Annotated in this window: 1 protein-coding gene; it reads left to right on the top strand. The window is 64.0% G+C overall.

Features of this window, described 5'->3' with window-relative positions:
* Positions 1-160 precede the first annotated feature (160 nt).
* Positions 161-447: hypothetical protein (locus ACTQ40_RS10610; protein WP_441564132.1), on the top strand; the 287-nt coding region annotated here is incomplete at its 3' end.

Genomic DNA, 447 nt, shown 5'->3' on the forward strand with positions numbered 1-447 from the left:
GACGACGACGGCGACCGCTCGACGCGGCGCGTCGGCGTGAAGGGGTCCACGAACGGGAATCGCGGCGGCAGCGGCGGCAGCGACTCCCGTGAAGAGATGGCTCGGGCTCTCTTCGGAGCCTGACCACCAAGGCATTCCACCAACCTAGAAAGGCACTCGCATGGCTGTCACTATCGATGGTATGAAGGTCGATCTCCCCAAGGAGTGGGGTGCTACGCAGCTCGCCAAGGGCTTCGAGCAGTCTGTCGTCGGCCAGCTCAAGGGCGGCACGCCCATGAACATGGGTGAGTACGTGATCCCGCAGTACGAGGGTGGCTTCGAGGTCGGCTACACCGCTGAGATGGGCATGAAGCCGGTCTCCGAGGTGTCTCTCACCACGAAGACGATGGCCCCGGTGAAGTTCGCCGGTATCATCGTGGTCTCCCGCGAGTTCGCGAAGCGCAACCC

It is taken from the genome of Collinsella sp. Sow4_D11 (assembly GCF_052116465.1).
Taxonomy (GTDB): Bacteria; Actinomycetota; Coriobacteriia; order Coriobacteriales; family Coriobacteriaceae; genus Collinsella.